The organism is Acidovorax sp. SUPP2539 (genome assembly GCF_030158975.1).
GTDB lineage: Bacteria > Pseudomonadota > Gammaproteobacteria > Burkholderiales > Burkholderiaceae_C > Paracidovorax.
The window spans coordinates 1,124,084-1,144,515 of sequence record NZ_BQXJ01000001.1; the positions used below are offsets into that span (position 1 = coordinate 1,124,084).

Here is a 20,432-nt window from a genome sequence, read left to right on the forward strand (position 1 = left end):
TTGCGCCTACCGTGCGTGCACCGGCACGCGGCGCGCCTGGTCGCGCACCGTGAACAGCGCGGCGCCCGGCTCGATCCCGTCCAGCCGCCAGTCTCCTTCCTGGTCGCCAGCACGCAGCAGCCGGATCTGCGCGGGCGAGGAAGCACCCGGCGGGGCGATGGCGAGGAAGGGCACCCCGGCCCGCAGTTCCGTGCCGAGCACCGCGAAGGGTGGCGGCGCCGGCGTGGCATGTCGTGCTGCACCGCTTGCGGATGCACGTGTCGGTCGGGTGGCGGCCTGGCGTTCGGCCAGTTGCTTTTGCAGTGCGTCGATGCGCGCCGTCTGTGCGGTCACGTCGTCCGCGCGGGCCATGCTGCCCTGCGCCTGCTCGATGCGGGCGATGCGTTCGCCGATGGCCTGCTTCTCCGCTGAGAATGCCGATTCGGTGACTGGTGCGGGCTGGCGCCGGGCTTCATCGAGGGCCCCGCGCAGTTGCGCCACGCTGCTTGCCAGGCTCTGCACCTCCGCATCCCGATGGGCGTTGTGCGTCTCCTGTGCCAGACGAGACAGCCGCACGGTGTTGGTCACCGTGGCGACGCCCAAAAGGAGCACGGCGGCACCGACCGCCACCCAGGGCCAGCGCATGCGGGCGCGCCCGCTCGGCGGATGGGAAATCATGGGCGCTCCCTGTGGTGTTCGGGGGCGAGGTCCGCCAGCGGCGGCAACGTGCAGGTGCCAGCGGTGCCCTCGGCGGACGCTTCGGCGGCTCGGTGGAAACACACCTGCCGGGATACGTCATCGACGTAGAGTCCCCAAGCGTTGCCAGCCATGGTCAGCAGGGCGTCGCGCAACGTAAGTGGTCCCAGGTGCATGTGCGCGGCGGGCAGCGGCTGGGCATACAGCTCCGATCTCGCTGCGCCGTCTGTGCACAAACGGTATCCCGAGTGCCGCAACAGATATTGCAAGCCTTCTCCCACGGTGGTCTGGGGCGATGGCGGGAGCGTGATGTCGACGACCTGCAGGAGCAGGTCGCGTTGGGCGATCTCGGGCACCAGTTCCACCAGCGTATAGCGGCTCTGGCGAACCACTGGGGTAGCGAGGGAGAGCGTCGTATCGGTCGCAGGCATCAGGGCCACTGGAGTAGCCGCTTTATCCTCCGTTGCGGTGACGGTGGCGCAACCGCCCAGCATGGCCAGGGTGAGTGCGCCAGCAACGGCCATGGCATGACTGCGGTCGAATTCGGACAGAGAGATCGCCTGCATTTGGAACATCTCGAACAACTGGGTTGTCGTGACGATCCATCTGATCGGCGCTCGCGTCAGTCATCAATCCGAAGTCCGCACCTGCGCTTTGATTGTGCTGCCTTCTCCAAGCCTGCGAGTTTCAAAAGCTGCGCGAGCAGCTCAGCGTGGGGTGGATTGGCGCAAGGCGATCACGCGAAACTGGCTCTGATTGCCATAGCGCGCGCCTTTCTTCTCTAGCTCGGCGCATAACCTATCTTCGCCGCAGGGCACGAGATTGGCGCGCGCAACACGATCCAGATAGTCGATTTCTGCCCGGCGCTGCGCCGCTTCCGCGATGACCGCCTTCGTGCTGTACGCAGCGTAGCCTGCGACGATCACACTCAGGACACCCGACAGCAGCAGTGCGATCGATGCGATCCACATTCGTCGCATGGTTGTGGTTTCCAAGGCGTGCTGCGCTTTCGCATAGCGCTGGGTGGCCTGCTGAAGCGTCTGTTCCGCGTTGCTCATCTTCTTGTTGAAGCGCTCCGCCGCCGGTTCCAGCGTCTGCGTCAACGCCTGCTGACTCAGTTGCGTCAGGCGGGGCAGCGCGGTCTCAACCACCCGAGTGACCCGCTGATCAGCGTTGTGGACGGCGGACTGCAGCAGCTGTAGCTGCTGCCGCACCAGATCTTCCAGCGCATGCTCTCGCCGCTGCAGTTGCCCGATCAGGGCCGCCATGGCCTGGATCGATTCTTTTAGCGTGCGTTCCGACCCGTTGGCATCGGGTAGTGCGGAGGTGTTCTGCATGTCCATAGTGTTCTCTCGATGATTCAGCTTGCTGCACGTGTTCCGGCTATCCACCGCCGCCTCCACCTCCACCTCCACCATCTCCGCCACCACCACCGTCACCCTGCGGACCTTGCATCGCCGGTCCGTTGGCGAACTGCGGCAGTGTCATCACCATCACCGGGCCACGGCTGGTCTGCACCTCTGTCGAGACGTCCATGTTCAGTGCCTGGCGCGTACTCGCCTGCTCCTGGGCTTCCTGCATTGCCTGGGCACCCAGAAATTCGTGCCCTTGTTTGGCAAGGGCCTGGCTGTAGGGACTGTTGGCGACACGTTTCAAGGCCTGTTCGATCGCCAGTTCGTTCTTGCAGTCGATGGCGTACAGCAACTCGTCCACATCCGGATCGCCGGTGATGTTTTTACGTTGGGGCTGCGGCCGATCTTCCTGCTCGTCAGCGGCAAGAGACTGTGGCGCGGTGTTTGCCGGCGGGGCGCGTGGTGGTCTCAGTCCAGAGGGGCCATCCGGATCGTACCCATCACGCAATTCCAACTCGGTAAACGGCCGCTCACCACGGTCCACGCGCGCCTGCCGCGCTTCTGCGACGCGGTTTTCTGTTTCGAGCTCCTGTTCGAGTTGGATGCGCAGCTCACGCATGGAGCGCTCTATTTCCTCCCAGGAGTTCGGATCGACGGGCACAGCGGCAGTACGGTCGTGCTCATCTGCCAAGGACGCGGAAAGCGGCTCGCGCGCATCGGCCGCGCCCTCGGGCGCGTCGGCGAAGCCGCCAGCGGTCGGCATGTCCAGCGATGGCCCTGTCGCTTGTGCGAGGTGTGCGGACACTGGCAACGCTGCAGGGGGATCTGATGCTTCCGGTGCTTGAGCCGTTGGAGTGAGCGTCTGTTGCTCGTCGCGCTGTTCTGCGGCGACCGGCGTGGCGAGCGATGGCGCGGAAGGTGGGGTCGCTGCCTGGGCCAGGTATGCGTCCGCCGGCTGCTCGGGCTGCTGCGCCGGTGCATCTTGCTGCGCCTCCGAGGCTTGCGCCGTCATCGGCTGTTGGCCGCTACGAAGGTCCGCAACCTGCTGCTGATCTGCCGGTGCTGTCTGCGCGATCGCCGCGCTCTGTGCTGTCTGCTGCTGGACATCCTGCGTGCGCTCTTCTTGCGCTTGTTGGCTTTGCGTCCGCTGCTGCGCTACGTCGGATGCCTGTGCTTGCGCAGGCTCTGCCAGCTGCGCCTGGGGCCGTTGGGCGACGTCATCCGGGGTAGGCCGCTGCTCGGGCTGGCGCGGCGATGCGTCCTGCGCATGGAGCGACGACGGCTCGCGCGAGACGGCTTCCTGTGCCTGCTCCTGCTCGCGTTGTGGAGCCGCTTGGGCGTGCAGCGGCTGTTGCTCGGCATGTTGCACCGTCTGCGCCTGCAGGCGTTCCTGCTGGCTCTGCTGGGCGTCTTGGGCCTGGCGTGTTTCCTGCTCGCGCTGCTGCGTCTCCTGGGCCTGCTGCTGCGCTTGTTCGCGCTGTTGGGTGTCGTGCGCCTGCTGCTGGGCTTGTTCGCGTTGCTGAGCGTCCTGTACCTGGCGTTCTTGCTGCTCTAGCTGTTGCGATTCTTGCCGGCGAAGTTCCTGCAATGCATGCGCCTGCAGCGCCTGAGCGTCCTGCGCTCGGTCTTCGTACGAGGCTTGCTCCTGCAGTGCGTGCGCGCGTGCCTGCGCCAGCTGTTGGTCTTGCGCTTGCCGGTCCTCCTGCTGCCGTTCCTGACGCTCCTGCGCGGCGCTGGCGGCCTGGCCCCGCGCCTGCACGTCGAGGGCATGCTGGTTGGAGGGGGCGGAAGACGACGTGTCCGCATCTGCGGATCCGTCCGATGAGCGAGGCGCAGAGGCCAGCTGCTGTATCGGCAAGGCTGGGTTCTGCCCCGCCTGTACCTGCTGCAACGCCTGGCGGATGTCTTCGCTGCTGGTGACTGCCACGATGCGCTCCACGCCATCGGCGCTGCGCTGCAGATGCGCGATGGGGCTATCGGCGCCAAACGTGCCACCAGGGCCACGCTGCAACTGCAGCGCGCTATCGCCGGTGAGGCCCTCGGTCTCGCGTGTGCGTTGCGTCGCCAGGTCGATCGCTTCGCGCCATTGCGGCTGCAACTCGGTGCCGACGATGCGATAGCGGTAGAGCGTCTGCTCGCCTTGTACGTTCTGCGGAGACTGCCGGATGGCGGCAATGGCCTGCGCCTGCTCGGCCAGTGCCGGTTGCAGCATCGCGCGCGTGGTCTCCAGTTCCAGCACGCGGTTGCCATCGGGTGGGCCGCCGTTGCTGGTCCACTGGCCCTCGATGTCGCGGTAGTAGCGCTGGCCGTTCGAGGCGGTCAAGGCATCCGGATCGGGCAGCGCCTGCTGCACTGCTGGCGACATCGGCAGGCCATCGGCCGCCCAGCCGTTGCGGTGGTGCGCCAGTTCGTAGCGCGCGGCAATGGCGCCGGGACTGTTGGCGATGTTGCGGGCGATGGTGTCCTGCGCCTGCGCGTCCAGTTCGGCAGCGCGGTGCGGCAAGGCGGTCTCCTGCACGTAGCTGCCGCGATCATTGGCGCCAGCGATCTCGGCCTTGACCAGCCGATGCCACTGACCGTCCGTTGCATCGCGTCGCCAGTCGGCGCTGCTCAGGCTGGGACGGTCAGTGGCATTGGCCGGCTGGCGATACGGATCCTGCGGAGCGGGCGCATCTTTGAGGGCGAGCGCTGCAGCGGCGTTGGTGGCCTGGTAATTGAGTTCGCGTGACTTCTCGTAGCTGGCGACGATGGGGGTGGAGGTGGGGTTGTCTATCCCGTCATTGGTGGTGTCGGCCTTGCCCTCGCGCGCCCAGGCGGTGCCGTTGAACGACCACTGCGTGCCCTCGCGATCGGTCTGGGTGTAGATGGCGCGGTTGTCGAGCAACGCGGCGGCCTTCTCGCCAGCGGTACTCAAGAAATACGCATCGGCGGCGATCAGCACCATCGGCCCGGCGCCCGAGCTACCCAGCGCGTAGGCAGCGGCGGTACCGCCGGCCCAGCCACCGACGTTGCGGCCGGCAAAGTGCGCAAGCTCCGATTGCGCGGCGAGCGGGTTGTCCTGGCCGAGCAAGCGTGTGGCGCGCTGGCCGGTCATCACCGTGTCGGCGGCGGTGGCGAGCAGGCCGGCGGTGCGCAGTGCCTGGCCTGCAGATAGATCGCCGGCCAGCAGCTCGGCGGTGGCGAAGCCGCGTTGCGAGCGCGGGGCAACTGTGGAATGCGGATCCAACGCGGTGGAGCTGGATGCCATTGGCACCGTGCGTGGGGGCTGCGCTACGGCCGCGTTGCTGGCAAACGCTTGACTGACCTGATCGGTGCCCTGCGCTGAAAGCGTCAGGCGTCCACCTGCCTGCGCCTGCTCGACCGATTCCCCCAACAACTGTCGACCGATTGCCGCATCGCCTTTGACTGTCTTGAAGCCCGGTTGATCGATCGCGTGAAGACTGTGGATGAGATTGGGTTCGGACTTGAGTACCGCAGGCCAACGTGCTTCCGGACCCGTCAGCTTGATGGCTTCATCGATCTGCAGGCTGTGGGTTTGCTGGTAGGCGGGCAGCTTCTTGAAGAAATCTCGGTTGAACTGGTTGGCCTGCTCTACCGTCATTCCGATGGGCGTGTTGGTCAGCAGATCGTTGTTCACCATGGCCACTTTCAAAGTGGCGCAAAGCCTGTCCACGTCCTTGGCGACTCTCGTGGCCGCCCCACGATCGCCAGCCATTGCCGCTTGGCCATCAGAGCTCTTTTGGAGGAAATTCAGTTCTTGTCTCAGGCCCTGGGAATACTGTCCGAGAGGGCCGCCATTGTGAGGAGAGACGTCAAGCTGCAGCGCCAGTTGCTTGTCCGCCGGGAGGTTCAGCAGATTGGCGTCGCCATCCAGACTGAAAAGCCCCACATTGGAGAGCTTCTTGAGCAGAGCGCTGTCTCGGAATGCTTGCTGCTCAACAAGGTGGTGTCCCTGAAAAACCGGCTTGTCATTCTTGGCCACGGTCCGAAATTCCGAGTCGGCATATCACAGTGAGTGCAAGCCACTAGAAATCGGCGGCGTCCTTCCACCACAGGCCATCGGAGCTAGGTTTCACTCCAATTCCCGCGCTTCGTATCGCTTCATACATCGTGCGATCACAGATCACGCTGGATGGATCCTCTCCCATCCTGAAGACATGGGCATCCCCAATCAATTCCTGCTTGAAGAATAGCTTCGCTCCTCCCGAAAACGTAATCATCTCCACGTCTTGATTGGCAGCGTGATCCCGGGCGATTCGCGTTTGAAATTCAGAGCTGGATTTGTCCAGCGCAAAAATGGTCCGAACCACGTCGCACAGGTAATGCTGCGGGCCCTTCGAGCCGTCCGGCAATGTGTAATCGCAGGGGACGAATGCAAAGCCCTCGGCGTCCACTGACTCGAAAGCGCGCTTGAGCCGCTCCGAAACCAGCCAGTAACCACTGAATCCTCCTTCGAGATCTCGAGGGCGCCTTTTTGAATTGCGCTCGTGAGCCAGAACCGGTGTTTCCGCGAGCGTCGGAAATCCGCCTTCCACGGGCCGGATGATGAGGCGTGGAGGTGTCAGAAGGGCTTCTTCGTTGGAGATTTCAACATCGGTTCCAGGACCTCCGCCGCGGATGTCCGGATCTAGGAGGTAGAAGCGTCCCTTTTGAGAATTTTGATTGCTATTCATTGGGTCACTTCAATTGATTTTTGTGCCATTCGATGATTGGTGACGACTTATTGGAAGTGAAACATCAAAGCTGCAGTGTTAACCCATTCGACCAGCTTGCCACCAGCCAAGAGGAGCTTCACCACAATCAGGGTGGATCAGCAATTGCTGTATCTTCAAGCCAGACACCCCAGCAATCTCGTAGTTTTCCGAAACTACGTTCGGACAGAGCATCGCGCTACACGCGATCACAACGCACGAGTCGACTGTTGTATGGCGTTCTCACGCCCGGAGAGCCCGAGGCATGCCGGACACCTGGACTTCGATAGGATGCCAGTTCGGTTGATGGCGCGCAGTAGGGGAAGTCTGACCGCCTCGCTTGCGGCAAGCCAGTACCGTGATGTCGTTCTCGGCTATCAAGGTGACGCATCGCGGCGCGTACAGCGCCCGCGGTCTGGATACCAGCTGCTGAGGATATCGATCGTGTTCTTCTCCCTCAGAGCCCCGCTTGCGGCGACTCACTTGCAGTACGCCAGGGCCGTCACCCGGTACTTCTCGGTAAAGCTGCGGGGGCTGGGGTTTTCCGTGGCACCGACGCTGGCAAGGTTGAACCCGTTCGGGCAGTGCCTTCGGAGAGCGCTCTCGCAAGGAGGCGCGGTCGTCGCGTCGAACGTGTTGCCAGGCTCGTTGCAGGTGGCGAGGTAGCCGCCATCATCGCGGCTCTTGAACGAGCCCAGCCAACTGTCGAAGCGATGCATGCTCCTGTCCATCGAAGCGCAACCAGCCAAGGCCAGGATCAGTGCGATCAGGATTGCCCGAGCGACGAAGGATTGCGGCAGCATCTGCGTCCACCGTAAGGTTCCGAAAACTAGTGCGCGGCACGCAGCGCACGCGATCGATGCTATGCCGTCACTCGACCTTGAGTGTGAAGTTGGCGTTAATCGACCAACTGCCGCCGCTGTTCTCGAAATTCAGTGCCGTCTGGAAGCTGCCCGCAGCCGGGGAGCTCCAGCTCGCGTTCCATGCCCCGGCCGTACTCCTGCTAATCGCGGCGCTGGCGCCGTTGGCGAACTTGAACTCGGTGCCGATGGAGTCATTGGAAAACGAGAACGACGCATCGCCCACGGTAACCTTGCCCGATCCGCTGAGCTCTCCGCCCGGGGCGAACGAGGCGCTCAACTCGAAGTTCTCCAGGCCAGTTCTGAACCCCACGCGGCCATCCATGGACGTGCCGTTGGTGGAGGCGGAGCCGAAGGCATTGCCTCGCTCGACATTGACCTCGGCGCCGCCGGTCTTCACCCGTCCGTTGAATCTGGTGGTGGAAATCTGCCCCTTGAAAGTCGCTCCGACGATGCGCCCGTTGTCCCTCCACACATCCGCCTTGAACGGGATTTCATCATCGGGAAGGGGCTGGCCTGGTGTCGGGGGACGTGCGTTCGGTGCTGCGTCCTGGTTGGACGTGGCTGCAAGAGTGCGGGAAGAGATCATCCTGTTCTCCAAGGTCGTTCTACACGCTAGAAAGTGTCGGACGTAGTGCTTCCGCCGTCGTAACGGCTGGTAAGCGCGCTTGGCTGGTGCGCGGGCAAAAAAACGGCTCCCGAAGGAGCCGCCAAGGGTCGTCACAAGATCAATGCACCAGCTGCCGTGCCAGTGCCACTTCCACCGAATCGCCATCCTGGTTCAGCACGTCGAGCCCCGATTCCGGGATGTCCCCCGACGTGCTCTGCGCCACCATGATCTTCTTGGCCATCAACTCCAGGCAGGTCATCTGCGAGGTGGCGCCGTAGCCCAGGTAGATCACGCGCACCGACTGCGTCTGGCCGATGCGCCAGGAGCGGCGTGCGGCCTGTTGCAGCGAATACACGTTGTAGCCCGATTGCAGGAAGACGATCGTCGGAAACTCCAGCAGATCCAGCCCGGTCTTCACCAGTTCCGGATTGGTGATGAGCACGTCGATGCCGCGGTCCAGCTGCTCGGCGATCCAGTCCTCGCGGCGGGAGGCTTCCACGCTCGCGCGCAGTACCGCCACCTTCAGGCCTTCCATCTCCAGCAGCCGCTTGAGCCGCGCCGTCGTGTCGCGCGTGCCGGTGTACACCGTGTAGACCAGGGTCTTACGGCCCAGTGCCTTCTCCTGCCGGCAGATCTCGACCAGTTCCCGTTCCTTGGGCATGGCGTCCAGTTCGTGGAACTGGGCCGGCACGAACGCCAAGGTGCCGCGCGTGCGGGGATGCACCACCGTCTCCGACCGGAAACACGTGTCCGGCCAGGCCAGCAGCACGTTGAGGACCACACCCAGCAGCGTCGTGTCGCGGCGTGCCAATGCCTGCCGCAATTCCGTAGTGAGCCGGCCTGCCAGGTTCTGGTAGGCCGATGCCTGCGCCGGGTTCATCGCCACTTCTCGGAACTCTTCGTCGTAGGGCGGCAGCACGTCGCCGCCGATGTCCTTCAACTTGAGGAACACCGTGAACGGCAGCACGCAGCGCAGCACGCCCTTCGGCCCGAAGCCCGGTGCCTTGACCGTGCGCACCGACACCTTGGAGCCCTTGGCCGTCTTGTGCGAAGTGCCGGTGCTCTCGGAATAGATGTCCTTGAGCACACCGTGGTCGCGCATGAATGCCATCGCGGCCGAGGTCATCGAGCCGCTTTTCGAGGGCCGGTAGCCGTCTTCGATCATCCGCCCGGGAAGGGCACGGAACAGCAGATAGAACAGGTCGTCGCCATAGCCACCCATCAGCGTGCCGGTCAAATTCAGCGTCTTTCGCGCCTTCGCCGCCAGCACGCCCATCGCCTGTCCCTGGGCCGAGCCGCCGTTCTTGTACTCGTGCGCCTCGTCGGCGATGAGCAGGTCGAACGTGCCTTGCGGCAGATAGCGTTTGATGAACTCGGACGGCTGGTAGCCGCCCTCGCCGAAGCCGAACTCCATGTTCGCCATCGCGCGCTCCATGCGATGTGCCTGGCGGTCCGAGAAGACCAGCTCGCCGCGGTCATCCATCAGGTTGATGAACTCGTGGATGTTGTCGCCGAGCATGGAGGCGAGAAAGCCGTCGCCGAACGTGCGCATCAGCCGCTGCGCGGTGACCTGTCCGATGGTGGGAATGCGCTGCAGCGCCTTGAGCACCGCGCTGGACTGATCGGTGGCCGACAAGCTGCGCGGGCGCATCAGCGTCCACAGGGGCGAGCGGCATCCGCCGCAGGTGCGGCGGGTTTCCTCCGCATCGAGTTCAGCGGTGCCGATGGGCTCGCCGTCCTCGTCGGTGATGACGGTGCCGCAATGCGGGCAGGTGCCGACGTCGCCGTGGCGGGTGCGCCGCACCGCGAAGGCGGGCTTCCAGTGAAAGCCCATCCGCATACGCACGCGCCCAAGCACGAAGTACTCCTGCGCATGCGCTGGGACCTGCAGCTGCTCGCGCAGCTTGAGCAACTTGACCAGTGTGTCCGGGCCGTTGAGCACCCAGACCTTGGAGCCAGCGACCGTCTGCTGGATTTCGCGGCGCCACTTGTAGACGAGGTGGGGCGGGGAGAGCACCAGCGTGCGACGGTAGCCTTCGGCGTGCAGCACGGCGGCGGTGGCGATGCCGACGGTGGTCTTGCCGCAGCCCATCTCGCCGTTGACGAACGCGGCGCGTTCGCCGCGGTTGACGAGCAACTCCGTGACCGCGTGCACGACGTCGGCCTGCGCGGGGAAGAGCCGGCGCTTGAGGCCGGAGAGCACCGATTGCCGGTGCATGCGCACCTGCCCGGTGTACACCGGCGGGTTCGCACCGTTGAGGGCCTGCAGCAATTCGTCGCCGAACTCCGAGACGAAGTCGGTGAGGGCGATTGTGAGCGGGGACGATGCGTCGTCCAGCAGTTCGCCCTGCATGGGCGCCGCATCGTTGGAATCGAGATCGAGGGACATGGTGATGCTCCAAAGAAAAAAAGGGCATGCACCCGCCCCGAGGGGCAGGTGGCATGCCCCGGGGATGGGAAGAGCGACGGCGAGCCGTCAGGAAAGCGAGATCAGTTCTCGGACGGCAGCACGACGTGGGTCGCACTGCGGTCCGCCAGCGTGAAAACGTGGAGATTCAATTCGCGGGTGACGACATAGAACGAGCCCAGGCGTTCGCCTGCGGGCAGCGCGGCGTTGTTCGCATGCCAGGCCTCGTCGGAGACATCGCCCCAGTCACCGCGCATGTGGCGTTGGACAGAGGGCAGGGGGTCCAGCCGGCCCTCGCGGACCAGCCGGTAGACCCCTTCGCTGTAGACCAGCGCGCCGATGGGAAACAGCGGGTTGTGGCGCTGCGGGATGCGATGAGAAGACGACGACATGGAAGGCTCCTTTCAAAAGCGGAGCACGCCCGGCCCGGGGCCGCGACGTGCCCCATGGGGTGAATGAAAAAAAAGCGGAACCGCTCAGCGGGGATCCGGTTCCTCCGGCAGCCGCACGACGGTGCGGTGGCGCGCCTCGTCGGTGAGGACGAGCAACGCCAGCCGGGGCGTGATGCGGTACTGCGATTGCAGGACGCCGCCTGCCTGGAGCGCGCCTTCATTGGCGCGGCGCCGGGCTTCATCGACCTCGCCCCAGTCGCCGCGCATGTGGCGCTGCACATAGGGCAGGGGATCGAGGAGGCCCTTGCTGTCCAGCCAATGCACCTGCTCGCTCAACTGGAGCTGGCACACGGAGAACAGCGGGGACGGCACGGATGCACGCCGCTGGCGTGCGAAGAGACCTTGCAGCATGGAATGACTCCTTGGGTTGGAAAGAGGCGGCGAGGCCGCCGATGGGATCGAACGTCAGCGAATGGTCAACACCTCGCCCCGGGTCGGGGAGGACGGCGTCAAGTCCCACGCGCGGATGACCGGCACGAACTTGTCGGTGAGGATGCGGGTCTCTGCGACGGAGCCGTCGTCCCGCTCGGTGTACTGCCTGGCGAGCGTTTTCTCCTTGTGCGTGTCGCCCTTGACGGCCAATACGCGGCCGGTTTTGGAGGTGACCACGCCAGAGATCGCACCGGCTGCGAGCGCCAAGGCGAGATGCCAGGAGGACAAGGCTCGCGCCGGCGGGCGCAAGGCCTGCTGGGCGGCGCCCAGGTGCGTCTGCACCGAAGGCCACAGCCCTTGCAGGCGGCCGACTTCCTCGGCGAACTGCGCCGGCTCCATCGTCACGCGGTAGAAATGCTCCGGCGATGCCGGGCTGGCAGGCACGGTGTACGGCAGGAACGGCCATTCGGTCGGTATTGGATCGGCTTCCACGTCGCCATGCCCGACCTGCACCAGCAGGCCGCGCGCAGCTTTCGCTTCGTCTGACGCCTGATCGCGCTGGCGGACCCGGCGACCGAAGACCACCACCTGGCGGAACTGCGTCTCCACCGCTCGGCAGACCCGCAGGCCGTCGAAGTGGCGTGTGAGCCATCCGACCAGTTCGGCATCGAGCACGTAGCTCGGCACGATGAAGACCAGCACGCCGCCGTACTGCAGCAGCGGCAGGCAGCGCTGGTAGAAGAGCTTTTCCAGCCGCGCACGGCCTTGGCCCTGGTAGCCGATGTTGCCGTTGGCGTCCCGGGACAGGTCGCCGTAGGGCGGATTGAGCCAGAGCAGGCCGAAGGCCTGGCGGGAGATCATCGTGTCCATCAGGTCGCCGTGCAGGCAGTGGTCCACCAGCGAACGCGCGTGGGCCGCGCGCTCGCCGTCGTATTCGACGGCATACGCGGTGACCTGCTCGCGCCCGAGGGCGTGGGCAGCCTCGGCGATCGCCACGCCTTCGCCGGCGCAGGGATCGAGGATGCACATCGGACCGCTGGCGGGGGCGAGGGCGGACAGCACCCGCTCCAGCGTCGGTTCGTCGGTCGGGAAGTAGCCCGCCTTGATGAAATTACGCGCAAGGCGCGGAAACATGAGTGCCATGGAATGCTCCTGTTGCGGTGAGAAAAAAGGAGGAAGGGCCTGCGTTGCAGGCCCATCGAGGGCGTCAGGCGCGCCGCCGAAGCGGCTCCGCCGGGAGGGCGTCTTGCGCGCAGGCGCGGAGAACATCGCGGCGGATCAACTCACCCAATGCTCGGGCGAGCACGGGCACATCCAGGGCCAGCCGATGGCCTTCGAGCGGCCCGAGCGCCATCGGAAGGCGGCTCAGCATCGCCTGGGTGGACAGCAGTTCCAGCACGGTGTCGCGCCAGTGGTCGAGCAGGGGCAGCGGACAGGTCTGCTGCACCAGCGTCCACAACCGTTCGGTGGACGCGGCGTCGGCCTTGGGGATCAGGGCGAGCGCGCTGGCGTTCGCTTTATCGGGCTGCACGCAGCGGCGATCGAACAGCCACAGGTGGACCATGGAGCCGAACAGGGTGCGGCGGAAGGCGCGCGTCGTGCGCTTTTCCAATTGCTCGACGTTGCCGACGAACACGGGAAGCGCAGCGCCTTCGCCGGTGACCAAGTGGAACTGGTCCAGGCCCTGTGCGTCGCCTGGCAATGTCAGGCGCGCCAGAAACTCCTGGATGGCGGTGTCGCGTGCCCAAACGGACAGGAAGACGAGTTCGCCCTGTGCGTCGCAGACGCAGGCATCGACCATCAGGTCGGCGCATTCGTCGATGCGGTAGAGGGTCGGGGTGGACGAAGGGTTTGCGGGCATGGTGGTGTCCTCGGATGAACGGGAACAGCACCGCCCGCCGGGGCAAGTACTGCCCCAGGGGGTGGAAAAAAGCCGCTCAGTCCGGCGTGAACTGCCGGGTGTGCGGGTTGAAGTGAAGCGCCTGGTCTGCCGAGGTGATCGGCGTGAAACCCTCCAGGTAGATGTGGTGGAGGTACTGGTCGCGGTAGGTCAGTGCCCGTCGCGCCTGTTCCTCGGTGAGACCGCTGCGGATCAAGGTCTCCCGCATTTCCTCGTCGCTGGACACTTCGTCGTTGGACAAACTCCCTTCAACGAGTGCCAACAGGGCGGGCGAGAGCGCCGCCAGGATCGGGTCCATGTCGGCTCCTTCGCTCAAGCGGTCAGCGCCGCGGCGGGTGCCGTGGCCATCGTGGGCGTGCGACGCCGCGCGTGGTGGGCGCGAACGCCTGCACGCCAGTCGGCGCACTGCTCTGGCGCGAGGTCGAGGTAGGAGAGCGGGCACGAGTAGTAGTACGGGTGCATGGACTCGTCCAGGGGCTTGTGGCCCCATTGGTCGCCGCTGCGCTTCAGCAGATCGCAACGGATGGTGCGCAGGGACTGGCCCGGTGCGAGATCACGATGCACGCCTTCGGCCTTGGCGGTCACTTCGGCGACGGACCAGAGGACATTGCCGCGCAGCGCGTGGGCGATGACCTTCACGCTGGCGCGCTCGGTCTCCTGCGGTGCGATCAATTGCGCGATCAGTTCAGACCGCGATTGGGGAGAGAAATACCAGCCCATGAGAGGCCTCCTGAGATAGAAGAGCCGGAGGTCTCCCCCGCGGGGAAGAACCCCGGCGGGTGGTGAAAACGCCGCGTGTGTGGCGATGGAGCGAAGGGCCAGTCTTCAGTACGAACCGCAACCGGCGGGACAGCAACCCAGTTCGATGCCGTGCGAGCAATGGCCGTTATCCGCATTCCAGTCCTGGGATTGCTGCCGTTCGGCAGGTGTTGCGTAGTCCCATTCCCGTGCGATTTTCAGAGCCTGTGCGCGCTGGTCTTCGGGCAATCGACCGGCTTGCGCATCGATCGCCGAACTGAAGCGTTCGACGTAGTAGTCGTGAGACAGGCCGCAACCCTTGTTGGCTTGCGCGGCGAGTGCCTCGCAGACCGTGCGCCACGCGGGTTCATCGAACGCGTCGGGCGTGTGACCAATGGGATGTGATTGAGTACTGCAGTCGATCGTTGACATGGTGAAGAACTCCAGAAAGAGGCCAGAGCCTCCCTTCCGCGCGGGAAGGCGCTCCAGCGGGTGGATGAATCACCGCGGATGCGGTGCAGAGACTTACGCCGCCTGGGGTTCCGGCTGGCGTTTCCATTCCTGTGACCTGAAATCCAGCGCATAGCCCAGCGAGCCCAGGCGTGCGATCTGCATGCGCAGCGTGCGACGGTCGATGGTCGAGTCCAGCTTGACGAACTCGCCCAGGGGCCACAGCACACCGAACAACGCAGCGTCCTCGCTGTCGGCACTACCGGCGGTAGTGGTGTCAGCCGCGGCAGTGGATGGCGCGTCCATGCCGAACGGCGTGGTATCGATCAGCGGATCTTTCGATGTCCGCACGGGTGCGGGCTTGGACGCGGGACTTGGCTCGGGGACCGGTACCGGTGTGGCAGTGGCCGGTGCACCCAGGTCCTCGTCCAGCGGATCGACGTCCTGCGGCGCAAAGCTGCGGACTTCGTCGCGGCTCAACTGGTCCAGGCCCGAGAGGGTCATTCCGTCGAGGTTGGCCCGGATTTCGAAGCGCATGCCGCCGGCGGTGGGATACGCCTTGGGATAGATGTAGCGGATGGCGAAGCTCCCTTCGTACTTGCCTTCGGGGTACTGCTCCAGTTCCGCGTCCTTCACGGCGAACTCGCCAATCGGCGTGACGAGCCGACCGACGTTGAACGGGCCGTTGCGGCCACGGATGGTGCGCAGCGTCAGCTGGCCGGTAACGATGTGGGGTTTCGTGGACAACGGCGGTTGGTTGGTGGCCACCATGGGATGTCTCCTCGGAAAATGTGATGGGCGCCTGAGGGCACCCCGGCGATGTACAAGAAGCGGACCCGCCCGCGAGGGGCGAGGTCCGTGGGGCGCTAGGCCTTGAGTTGGCGCAGGCCTTCGGCCAGCATCCACAGCGCGCGGTTCAGGCGCAGGTTCTGATCGATTCCTCGTACCTCTCGCGTGCGCTGGCGACGGCCATTGGCCGTTCGCGCGGACAGACCACCCTTGACCAGGTTTTCCTGGACCCGGTTGAACACGGACCACAGGTCTGGCCGCCGATCGTCGAAGCGGCGCGGCGAGAGCAACTGACCCTCCGCGACCGGTGCAGGCTTGTCCGGATCGTCGTACTTGAGCGCCAGTGCGGAGCGTGCGAACACCTGCGCCTCGCCCTCGTCCAGGGTCAAGGCACGCATGGCATCGCGGGATGCCCGCACGGTGTCGAAGCCGTCGAGCACCTTGAAGGCGCCTTCGATCACCTGGCCCGACACGTCGCCTTTGTGGGGCACGCGGATGTCGGCGGCGGTGTCGCCGCAGACTAGGCCGTTGTGGCAGACGAAGCGGTACATGCCGGCGAGCATCTGGTAGCTGCTGGTGCCGTCGTGGCTGTTGACGAGGATGATCTCGTTGGCCTCGGCGCCGTTGATCTGGCTCGCATGGCGCATGCGGATCAGGTGCTTGGTGAACTCGCGCCGATCCTCGCTGCGGACGCGCGCCTGGCACACCATGAAAGGCTCGAAGCCTTCGGCGCGCAGCTTGGAAAGCACGGTCGCGGTCGGAATGTAGGCGTAGCGGTGGGACCGGCTGCCGTGGGGTTCATCGGCGAAGATGGAGGGCGCAACGGCGCGGATCTGGTCGTCCGACAGCGGGCGGTCCGCGCGCAGCACGGGGGAGTGGTGCGAAAAGCGGGTGGCAAGAGACATGTCCGTTCTCCTTGAACAATGCAGCAGCCCGCAGGCCGCGGGATGGCCGTGCGGGATGCGTGGGATGGAACGTGCGAACGCATGCACCTCCGGGGAAGGAGCTGCATGGGCTGCTGGGGAGGAAAGACAGGGCCCCGGTGACGGGGCCCTGTCGGTTCAGCACGAGGCGGCCAGGGCCGGCTCGTGTTCTTCGGTCTCGCGCTCGGCGGACTCGGACGGCGGGACGCCGGCGTCGTCGTCGGCAGGGCCGGCGGCGTCGCAGGCGCTGTCGTCCTGCGCCACTGGCGCCTCGGTGGTCGCGGGGACCTCGGGATAGACCTTCTGGCCGTCGATCTTGATCATGCCGACGTGGATCAGCTTGGACTCCAGGCTCGCAGCCGCTTCGCCCGCATGCTCGCCCCGGGTGCGGATGTAAGGATCGATCTTCATGTCGTTCAGACGGAAGGCGATCAGTACCTTGCGCTCGGCCTCGATGGCCTGCACGCAACGCCGCACCAGGTGCTGGGCATCGTCGGTTTCGACGATCGCGTCGATGTAGCGGTATTCCGGTTCATCGACGGGACCCGCCAGCGCGGCAATGGAGCATGAAAGAAACGCATCGCGGTCCTTCGGAGTGACTTCCTTGGGACGGTTGAGGTAACCGATGCCGCGGGTGATCAGTTCGTGCACATCGACCGTTGCCAGTTCGGTGCGCTCAATCGGCTCGGCTTTCAGCAGCCGGCCCTTGATGCTCGCTGCCGGCTCGCCCTTGCGATCACCGCTCGGACGGATGTATGGATCGCCCCACAGGTCGCCGATCCGGAAACGGACCAGCGGACGCTGGCGGGGATCGTCGACACCGATGTAGCGTTCGACCAGCTTCTTGGCCTCGGCACCCGAGACCTTGACATCGAAATACCGGTAGCTCGGATCCTTCGCAGGACCGATCAACGCGGCGATCGTGCAGGCCAGGAACGGCTGAGCACGCCGGCCCCCCTTGACGGGAACTTCGCGGGCCCGCTGCACGTAGCCGATGCCCGAGGTGTGGAGGTCGAAGTAGGACTTCGTGTTGGATGGGGTGTTCATGGTGGATCTCCATGGGAAGAAAGCGGAGACACACCGACCCCACGCTGCGGGGAGAGTGCGTAACCCCGCGGTGGGTTGATGAGGCGATCTGCATCCACCACCGGGCAAGCCGGTGGCCGTTCGCATGAAGGATGCGTTGCGAACTGGTCCGGTCACGCAGCGGATGGGCTGCGCGCAACCTCGAAGACCGGAGGTTGCCTGGCATGTCACCGACATCGGTCGGCAGGCATGCGCGAAGCGTCGTGCGTCTTGAGCTGGTGCGCTACTGACAAGGGGTGCTGGCATCCGACCGCATTGCCGGAAAAAGAAAAAGCCCCCGCGAGGCGGGGGCTGAGAAAGAGAGCGGCGGGATCAATGGTCGGCTGGGGCGGGTGGCAGGGCCTGGAGGGACAGGTGGGTCGATGTGGCCGACAGCTCCAGATCGTCTTCGCTGTCCAGAATGCGGGCCAGCACGCCTTCGGTCGGATCGAGGTATTCCCCGAAGTCGTCGCCGCCCAGTTCGGCGCGCGCCCGATCCCACCAGTCATCGAAGGGATCAACATTGGGGTTGCAACCGACCGCATAGGCGATCAGCTTCTGGTGGCCATCGGGCCGTCGCTCGCCGCGCTCGGCGAGCCAGTACACCCCCTGGTCCTTGACCAGGATGACACGGCACTGTTGAGCGATCGCTTCGGCCAGCACCGGCCGCAGATCGTTGCCCCGGAATCGAAGGGACATGGGGGACTCCTGAAAAAATAAAGGAAGGCTCCTCGCCGGGTGGGCGAGGAGCGAGGCAGGTGTTATCGCCAGACGGGTGCGATCACGGCACGCGCTGCACGCGGATGCGGCGCCAGCTGCCGTCGTCGATCAGCCCCTCCAAAACCCGGCCAAGGTCGTCGAAGAACACGTCCTCGATGCGGTCAATGCATTCGCCACCGCGGTGCAGTTCGATCGCGTACTGATCCGCCCCGCGGTTGTACAGCACGCGGACGTCGCCCGTGAACTTGCCCGTGGAGACGGTGAAGCCGATGGCCGGCGGCGTTTGGATGATGTTGGCGGGCGTCGGGTCCACCCAGGTGAAATCCCGCGCGCCTGCATCGACCAGCATGTGCGTGATGCGACGAAACCCGTCCGGTGCCGGCAACTGCTCCAGCTGTTCGATCAGCGCGGCCAGTTCGGGGCAGCGGGGCTTCGGGATGGGCAGCTTGGCAGGCGCGGAGCCCAACACCGTGGTGTGTACCGAATAGGTGAGACCGTCAACCGTCCGTTCGACCTGCTTTTCGGGCGTGTCCGCCCGAAGGCCATCGAAGCGGCGCCTGGCATAGGGCTCGACGTGCACCTTGGCGCCTTCATCGGGCACGTCGGTCACCAGCGCCCGGTCGAGCACCGCGAACTCGGCTCGGCCCGTCTTAATGACGATCGCTTCGTCGGTCCTGGCAATGACCTTGCCGTCGAAGGGCTTCGGATCGACGGGAATGCCCAGGATCGAGACCTTGGGTTCGCCGTCGAAGACCTGGAACTTGAAGCGGTGGACGTTGGACGGCACGTGGCCGCACACCAGGGTGGGCAACTGTGCGCGGAGGGCTTGGGTATCCATGGAAGACTCCTTGAGACATCCAAGGGACTTCCGCCCGCAAGGGAGGCAGATCCCTTGTGGGTTGGCGTGGAAGGACGCACGACGCGTCCGAAGAGGGATGACCTGTGCGGCGAACCGCACCGCAGCCTGGATAGGTCATGGCTGCTGGGGAAATGCCGCCGACGAATCGGAGGCGCGGCCTTTCGGGATCACTGCTCCCCGTCAATGCAAAGGCCTTCGATCAGATGCCAGACGACACGGCGTTGCAGTTGCCTGCGATGGGCGGCATTGCGGATGCCGGCCATCAGTCGGTCCGTTTCGCGCGCGATGGCGGTGGCGCCCTGGTCGAAATCGCCGCTGGATAAAGCGGCCCTGATCAGGTGGCCGAGCTGCAGCGTATCGCTGGAGGCGCTGTGAAACAGGAGGTCGATCAGGCCATGCTGGTCCAGCGACTGGATCTGGCGGTAGTAGTCGCCCGAAGGGGGTTACTCGGCCGCGGTGAGCCGGGCATCGAGATCGAGAGGGCTCTGCCCCACGCCGCGTGCGATCGCCAGTGGATCGGGGGCGTCGGCGACGACTGGTTCGTCCAGAGCGGTGAGTACCGCCCGTGGCGACAGCGAATCCGCACATTGCTCGTGCACCGTGGGCGTCTCGCTCCGGCAGATCGCTTCGGCCTCAGTGTTGCCGATGGGAAAGCGCGTGATCTCGTGATCGGCGGCACCTTCGGTGTCGTAGTCCACGACTGCGAATGGCGGCAGCGGCAGGTGCTCCGGCCAATCCTGGACGAGGATCGCCTGGACGAGGCCGCCTTCGAGAACGATGGCGAAAGAGGAATTTCGTGACATGGTCCACTCCTTGGAAAGAGGTGGAGGGACACCGCCCCCGAAGGAACGGATGTCCCTCGATGGGTTGAAAAGAAATACCTGGGTGGTGCGCTGGTGGCAGCTCACCATCCGACGTAGTTCAGCACCAGATCGGCGATGACCTGGCGCCGCTGCAGATCGAGGCCGCCCAGGTCGGCGAGGCCCTCGAAGCCGCAGCGGCGCAGCATGGCTGCGCCTTCGCGGGCGTTGTAGAAGCTGACCATCGCCGACAGGAACATGCGCTGGCCGCTGCTCAGCACGCCGAGGGCGTCGCCGAGCCGCAGCAAGTTCGGGCGCAGGTCCCACTTGCTGCGGGCGCGCTGCAGGCCTTCGTGCGTGCCGTCGCCGAACCACTCGGGTCCAGCGATTTCTACGCCGCGCTTCCAGGCTTGGAAAAACGCATCGGGTGCCGCGGCGAAATGCCGTTCCTCACGTTCGATCTGTTCGACGACTTCCGGTGGGAGAAGCGGGTGCATGAGAGCTCCTTCGATGGATCACGGGATGGGCAACTGGGACCAGCCACCGCGCTCCAGCGCCTGCTGGGCGGCGGCTTCGCTGCGGAAGTACTCGCTGGACTCGCGCGAGACGGGACCTTCTGCGTCGCGCGTGCCGATGTAGTGGCCGGCGGCGCTGTGCAGGACCTGCAGCGGCAGGTACTTGCCGGCGTAGGCCAGGGCGAGGCAGCCGAAACGCGTTGGCTGGGACGGGGTATCGGCGCTGGTTGGCTGGGACAGGTGGGACATGGGCG

General features: G+C 65.2%; 24 protein-coding genes. 1 reads left to right on the top strand and 23 read right to left on the bottom strand.

The genetic code is table 11. The features are described from left to right. Positions 1-6: 6 nt before the first annotated feature. The 20 genes from AVTE2539_RS05080 to AVTE2539_RS05175 all read right to left on the bottom strand — a co-directional run bounded on the left by AVTE2539_RS05080 (position 7) and on the right by AVTE2539_RS05175 (position 18,842). Positions 7-657, bottom strand: a complete 651-nt coding sequence (locus AVTE2539_RS05080) for a hypothetical protein (RefSeq protein WP_284408599.1) — start codon at positions 655-657, stop codon at positions 7-9. Further along, positions 654-1,241, bottom strand: a complete 588-nt coding sequence (pilL2, locus tag AVTE2539_RS05085; RefSeq protein ID WP_502868887.1) for a PFGI-1 class ICE element type IV pilus protein PilL2 — start codon at positions 1,239-1,241, stop codon at positions 654-656. The genes AVTE2539_RS05080 and pilL2 overlap by 4 nt, the downstream gene beginning before the upstream one ends. 141 nt (positions 1,242-1,382) lie before the next feature. Further along, complete coding sequence (locus AVTE2539_RS05090; protein WP_284408603.1) at positions 1,383-2,018, bottom strand: hypothetical protein; 636 nt, start codon at positions 2,016-2,018, stop codon at positions 1,383-1,385. Positions 2,019-2,058: 40 nt separating this feature from the next. Further along, on the bottom strand, positions 2,059-6,009 hold the full coding sequence (locus tag AVTE2539_RS05095) for a hypothetical protein (RefSeq protein ID WP_284408605.1): 3,951 nt from the start codon (positions 6,007-6,009) through the stop codon (positions 2,059-2,061). Between the two features lie 43 nt (positions 6,010-6,052). Beyond that, positions 6,053-6,700: a DUF1629 domain-containing protein gene (locus tag AVTE2539_RS05100; protein WP_228316116.1), complete on the bottom strand. Its 648-nt coding sequence runs from the start codon at positions 6,698-6,700 to the stop codon at positions 6,053-6,055. A gap of 497 nt (positions 6,701-7,197) precedes the next feature. Then, positions 7,198-7,521, bottom strand: coding sequence for a hypothetical protein (locus AVTE2539_RS05105; protein ID WP_228316117.1), 324 nt, complete (start codon positions 7,519-7,521; stop codon positions 7,198-7,200). Positions 7,522-7,588: 67 nt separating this feature from the next. Then, complete coding sequence (locus AVTE2539_RS05110) at positions 7,589-8,167, bottom strand: hypothetical protein (protein ID WP_284408610.1); 579 nt, start codon at positions 8,165-8,167, stop codon at positions 7,589-7,591. A 139-nt stretch (positions 8,168-8,306) separates the two neighbouring features. Next, on the bottom strand, positions 8,307-10,577 hold the full coding sequence (locus AVTE2539_RS05115; RefSeq protein WP_284408612.1) for a helicase-related protein: 2,271 nt from the start codon (positions 10,575-10,577) through the stop codon (positions 8,307-8,309). 101 nt (positions 10,578-10,678) lie between these two features. Then, positions 10,679-10,987 carry a hypothetical protein gene (locus AVTE2539_RS05120; RefSeq protein ID WP_284408613.1) on the bottom strand — a complete coding sequence of 103 codons (309 nt, stop codon included), beginning with the start codon at positions 10,985-10,987 and terminating at the stop codon, positions 10,679-10,681. Between the two features lie 84 nt (positions 10,988-11,071). Further along, the gene (locus AVTE2539_RS05125; protein WP_228316121.1) at positions 11,072-11,398 is read right to left on the bottom strand and encodes a methyltransferase; all 327 of its coding nucleotides are present in this window, start codon (positions 11,396-11,398) and stop codon (positions 11,072-11,074) included. Between the two features lie 54 nt (positions 11,399-11,452). After that, a complete protein-coding gene (locus AVTE2539_RS05130; RefSeq protein ID WP_502868865.1) occupies positions 11,453-12,562 on the bottom strand; it encodes a DUF6094 domain-containing protein in 1,110 nt (369 codons plus the stop codon). 64 nt (positions 12,563-12,626) lie between these two features. Then, complete coding sequence (locus AVTE2539_RS05135; RefSeq protein WP_284408619.1) at positions 12,627-13,280, bottom strand: hypothetical protein; 654 nt, start codon at positions 13,278-13,280, stop codon at positions 12,627-12,629. 76 nt (positions 13,281-13,356) lie between these two features. Then, positions 13,357-13,617 carry a hypothetical protein gene (locus AVTE2539_RS05140; protein WP_284409436.1) on the bottom strand — a complete coding sequence of 87 codons (261 nt, stop codon included), beginning with the start codon at positions 13,615-13,617 and terminating at the stop codon, positions 13,357-13,359. A gap of 14 nt (positions 13,618-13,631) precedes the next feature. After that, on the bottom strand, positions 13,632-14,039 hold the full coding sequence (locus AVTE2539_RS05145) for a hypothetical protein (RefSeq protein ID WP_284408621.1): 408 nt from the start codon (positions 14,037-14,039) through the stop codon (positions 13,632-13,634). 105 nt (positions 14,040-14,144) lie between these two features. After that, positions 14,145-14,489 (bottom strand): hypothetical protein, encoded by a 345-nt coding sequence (locus tag AVTE2539_RS05150; protein WP_284408622.1) that lies wholly within the window; start codon positions 14,487-14,489, stop codon positions 14,145-14,147. A 93-nt stretch (positions 14,490-14,582) separates the two neighbouring features. Further along, on the bottom strand, positions 14,583-15,278 hold the full coding sequence (locus AVTE2539_RS05155; RefSeq protein WP_284408624.1) for a DUF3275 family protein: 696 nt from the start codon (positions 15,276-15,278) through the stop codon (positions 14,583-14,585). Between the two features lie 95 nt (positions 15,279-15,373). Beyond that, a complete protein-coding gene (locus AVTE2539_RS05160) occupies positions 15,374-16,201 on the bottom strand; it encodes a DUF932 domain-containing protein (RefSeq protein ID WP_284408626.1) in 828 nt (275 codons plus the stop codon). Between the two features lie 156 nt (positions 16,202-16,357). Then, positions 16,358-17,266 (bottom strand): DUF3577 domain-containing protein, encoded by a 909-nt coding sequence (locus AVTE2539_RS05165; RefSeq protein WP_284408628.1) that lies wholly within the window; start codon positions 17,264-17,266, stop codon positions 16,358-16,360. Positions 17,267-17,617: 351 nt separating this feature from the next. After that, positions 17,618-17,983 carry a DUF3085 domain-containing protein gene (locus AVTE2539_RS05170; protein ID WP_284408630.1) on the bottom strand — a complete coding sequence of 122 codons (366 nt, stop codon included), beginning with the start codon at positions 17,981-17,983 and terminating at the stop codon, positions 17,618-17,620. A gap of 82 nt (positions 17,984-18,065) precedes the next feature. Further along, a complete protein-coding gene (locus AVTE2539_RS05175) occupies positions 18,066-18,842 on the bottom strand; it encodes a GTPase (protein WP_284408632.1) in 777 nt (258 codons plus the stop codon). A 137-nt stretch (positions 18,843-18,979) separates the two neighbouring features. Between AVTE2539_RS05175 and AVTE2539_RS05180 the strand changes: the two genes are divergently transcribed. Then, on the top strand, positions 18,980-19,186 hold the full coding sequence (locus AVTE2539_RS05180; protein ID WP_284408634.1) for a hypothetical protein: 207 nt from the start codon (positions 18,980-18,982) through the stop codon (positions 19,184-19,186). Between the two features lie 120 nt (positions 19,187-19,306). Here AVTE2539_RS05180 and AVTE2539_RS05185 read toward each other — a convergent pair whose 3' ends face one another. The 3 genes from AVTE2539_RS05185 to AVTE2539_RS05195 form a co-directional block, all read right to left on the bottom strand. Beyond that, positions 19,307-19,666: a hypothetical protein gene (locus tag AVTE2539_RS05185; RefSeq protein ID WP_284408636.1), complete on the bottom strand. Its 360-nt coding sequence runs from the start codon at positions 19,664-19,666 to the stop codon at positions 19,307-19,309. 101 nt (positions 19,667-19,767) lie between these two features. Next, positions 19,768-20,160 (bottom strand): hypothetical protein, encoded by a 393-nt coding sequence (locus tag AVTE2539_RS05190; protein WP_284408637.1) that lies wholly within the window; start codon positions 20,158-20,160, stop codon positions 19,768-19,770. An 18-nt stretch (positions 20,161-20,178) separates the two neighbouring features. Further along, the gene (locus tag AVTE2539_RS05195) at positions 20,179-20,427 is read right to left on the bottom strand and encodes a hypothetical protein (RefSeq protein ID WP_284408639.1); all 249 of its coding nucleotides are present in this window, start codon (positions 20,425-20,427) and stop codon (positions 20,179-20,181) included. Between the last annotated feature and the right edge of the window lie 5 nt (positions 20,428-20,432).